The organism is Rhodococcus sp. KB6, assembly GCF_001445685.1.
In the GTDB taxonomy this organism is placed as follows: domain Bacteria; phylum Actinomycetota; class Actinomycetes; order Mycobacteriales; family Mycobacteriaceae; genus Rhodococcus_F; species Rhodococcus_F qingshengii.
This window is the reverse complement of sequence record NZ_LNAK01000052.1, coordinates 1-3,193: the sequence shown is the minus strand read 5'-3', so window position 1 is coordinate 3,193 and position 3,193 is coordinate 1. Positions and strand designations below refer to the sequence as shown.

2 protein-coding genes and 1 pseudogene are annotated in these 3,193 nt (G+C 57.9%); 1 reads left to right on the top strand and 2 read right to left on the bottom strand.

The features are described from left to right. Positions 1 to 600 precede the first annotated feature (600 nt). Complete coding sequence (locus tag ASU23_RS11210; protein ID WP_058037930.1) at positions 601 to 1,887, top strand: DNA cytosine methyltransferase; 1,287 nt, start codon at positions 601 to 603, stop codon at positions 1,885 to 1,887. A gap of 305 nt (positions 1,888 to 2,192) precedes the next feature. Here the strand turns inward: ASU23_RS11210 and ASU23_RS33315 are convergent, their stop codons facing one another. Next, positions 2,193 to 2,582 carry a very short patch repair endonuclease gene (locus ASU23_RS33315; RefSeq protein ID WP_156423129.1) on the bottom strand — a complete coding sequence of 130 codons (390 nt, stop codon included), beginning with the start codon at positions 2,580 to 2,582 and terminating at the stop codon, positions 2,193 to 2,195. A gap of 492 nt (positions 2,583 to 3,074) precedes the next feature. Beyond that, a pseudogene (locus ASU23_RS34800) lies at positions 3,075 to 3,193 on the bottom strand (IS481 family transposase); the annotation flags it as partial.

The following is a 3,193-nucleotide window of genomic DNA, read 5'->3' as shown; positions in this document are numbered from 1 at the left end:
GCTAACCCAAATCAGAAAGCGGGTGGGGAAAAACAACTGGCCGCCACCGGGGAGAACCCGTGGCCACCAGCGGGGAGAACTACTGGCCGCCTACGGGGAGAACTTCGTGGCCATTGACAGCCGTTCGCCGTGATCGATCGATTCGAATCCCGACCTTCTGCCTGAGGCACTAGTGGGGTTTCGATGAGCGGCACCTTGTAGTCCTCGATCACGCAGTCACACTCCGGCAGCTCGCGCATGAGGCGATCACCTGTGAGAAGTCCGGCAAAACGTTGTGGAGCCCCAACTTTGTGAAACTCGCTACCTTCGCAAATGCACGCGATATTCGCCGCGACTAGCACCGATTTGACGAACGGTGGATCTGTTCCTCGCCATGGGATGCTCCTGTCAGTGTGAGATTGCCTATCGTTCGGCCGTGTGGCACAAGTCGATCTAAGTGAGTGACGGTGCCGAATGCTAGCCTGGCGACGTTCGGCACCGGTCCGATAGAGGCCGGGAGGTCAAGGGCGAAAGAGGGCTCACCTGCCCGTCTTTAGCCGAACACTCATTCGAGTTTACGGTGTAGTTTTCACATAGTTTCGGGTATAGGAAGATGGAGCAATGCCTGCCAAGAAAAAAGCCCTGCCGCCAACGACTCGCTACGGAGTCGTCGAGATTTGTGCGGGTGCTGGTGGGCAGGCTCTGGGGTTGGAGAAAGCTGGCTTCGAGCACGAGCTAGCTATTGAACTCGACCGGAACGCCTGTGACACCCTCCAGCTGAACCGACCGGACTGGAAGGTTGCTTGGGGCGACGTTGCGAACGGCGATACGTGGAACCCGATCGAATACGAGGGAATTGACCTCCTTGCCGGTGGTGTGCCGTGTCCCCCGTTCTCCATCGCAGGCAAGCAACTTGGCGCATCGGACGAGCGTGACCTGTTTGCGTGGGCGGTTGAGACGGCGATCCAAATCAAGCCACGCGCCCTAATGCTCGAAAATGTGCGAGGACTATCCGCGCCGCGATTCGCTGCCTACAGGCAGCGCATCCTCGATCGACTCACAGAGGTTGGGTATGTCGCCGACTGGCGCTTGCTTCAGGCCTCCCATTTTGGTGTACCGCAGCTTCGCCCGCGATTTGTGCTGGTTGCGTTGCAGCGTGAAGATGCCGCATATTTCCACTGGCCGACTCCCGTCCCCATAGACCAAACTGTTGGTACTGCGTTGAAAGATCTTATGGCGCAGGATGGTTGGCGTCATGTTGATGATTGGGTCAAGCTGGCCAACGACATCGCTCCAACCCTTGTCGGCGGTAGCAAGAAGCATGGCGGTGCTGATCTTGGCCCGACGCGTGCCAAGCGGGCCTGGCTAAACCTCGGTGTGAGCGGTATGGGGATCGCCAATGAGGCCCCTACCGTGGATTCGCCGCACCCGCTTGATGTTCCGCCGAAGCTGACAATCGCGATGGTTGCTCGCCTTCAAGGCTGGAAGGATGGCGAGTGGGAGTTTGCCGGCCGGAAGACGGCGACGTACCGCCAGATAGGGAACGCCTTCCCTCCGCCCGTCGCCCAGGCAATCGGAACATCAATTATTGCGGCGTTCAACAAGACTGCAGAGCGACGGGACATACCTGAATTAGCCGCGAGCACAGTCCACGATTCCGTTTACCGGGTATTGCAGTCGACTGACGGGTTCATGACAGCACGACGACTACTTTCACTCTCTGATGACATTGTCGAAGAGTATGAACTCGAACGCCGAATTGCAGATCTATCGCGTGACTTCCACGTGGAGATCAAGCAGAACAAGACCGGTGTGTCGTACCGTCTCGGTGAGTTCAAGGGATTCGTCGGTCAAGAAGACCATCATCGGCACGACTACATCGCTGATCATCGCTCGCGAGTCAGTTAGGCGGGAAATGAATGACTGGATTGTCTCTTAGGTGCGACACCGTCCAGTATTCGACCGTCTTCAATCGGAGGCTGCCGTAGTGTGCGCATCAATCGAACTCGCCTCTGGCACAGCCAAGTTCGCGAGGACTATTGACGCAGATGGCCGCTCGTCTGCGATTGTGGGGATCAAGGGGCTTGGTCTCAACGAGTATCGGGACACCTCCGAACTGATGGGGTTCGAATCTATGACGACCCGCGAGGTGGAAGCGCTGGTGGAGCTCTTATCGCGGTGATCTGAATGGTTGCGGGACCGTGACTTCTATCTCATAGCGCTGCTTGGACTTTCGATACTGCATCTTCGACCGGCACGTGCTCCCAAATGCGGATTACCGTCCACCCTTGCTGCTCAAGAAGTCGGGATTGGGCCGCGTCTCGCTCGGCATTTCGGCGCAACTTAGGTGTCCAGTACTCCTGGTTGACCCCAGGATTTCGGCCGTGTTCGGGACAGCAATGCCAGAAGCATCCATCCACAAAGATCGCTACGCGTCGAGGCGTGAACACGAGATCGGGCCTCACTAGCCGACCACCGACGCGAATGGGAAGATCTTTGCGATATCTGAGGCCGAGCCGGTGAAGGGCGAGTCGCAGCGCCAGTTCGGGTTTGGTATCCGTTCGCCGGATCGCTCGCATGTTGCGTGATCGGCCTGAAGTCATTCGGTATACAGATTTTTCACCCATCCCGTTGGTGGACATATAACTAGCTTAGCTGGACGGCAAGCCAGGTGGCCCCTTGAGAGGCTGTGGTGGCTCACCGCCGGCGATGGAGGAGGCGAGATCTTGCATTACCGACCGCGACATATCCTCGACCAAGACTCTCGTCGCGTGGCTGGACAGCATAATCTCAACGATGAACCATCGCCCACACACATTGGGGGGGGGCCGCAATGACCGTGTGGGACCACTGCCGGTCCCGCACCATATGAAGTGCTACACAGCCCCGATCTGGATCGATGTGGTCTGCCGATCGGCTGGCGCATATTCGTCTGGTTGTCAGAACTGGTTCGTGCAGCCAGCTGATTGGCCTAGTTCAACTGATGTGCCTGTCCTGTCAGGCGTGAGCGGCCAGGTGGGAGTGGGGCCCGCAGCCTTGATGACACGATCGGCGTGGTTTATAACCCAGTTTTAGCCGAGCAACTGAGCGCGCGCCTAGGTGTATGAGGAACGGACGTTAGTTACGCGGTGCCGGCGGTAAGCGGCGGGCGGTCGTCCTCCGCGTGTTGAATGCGGTCGATGATAATTGTAGTGAACGTTCCAGATTTCCACGG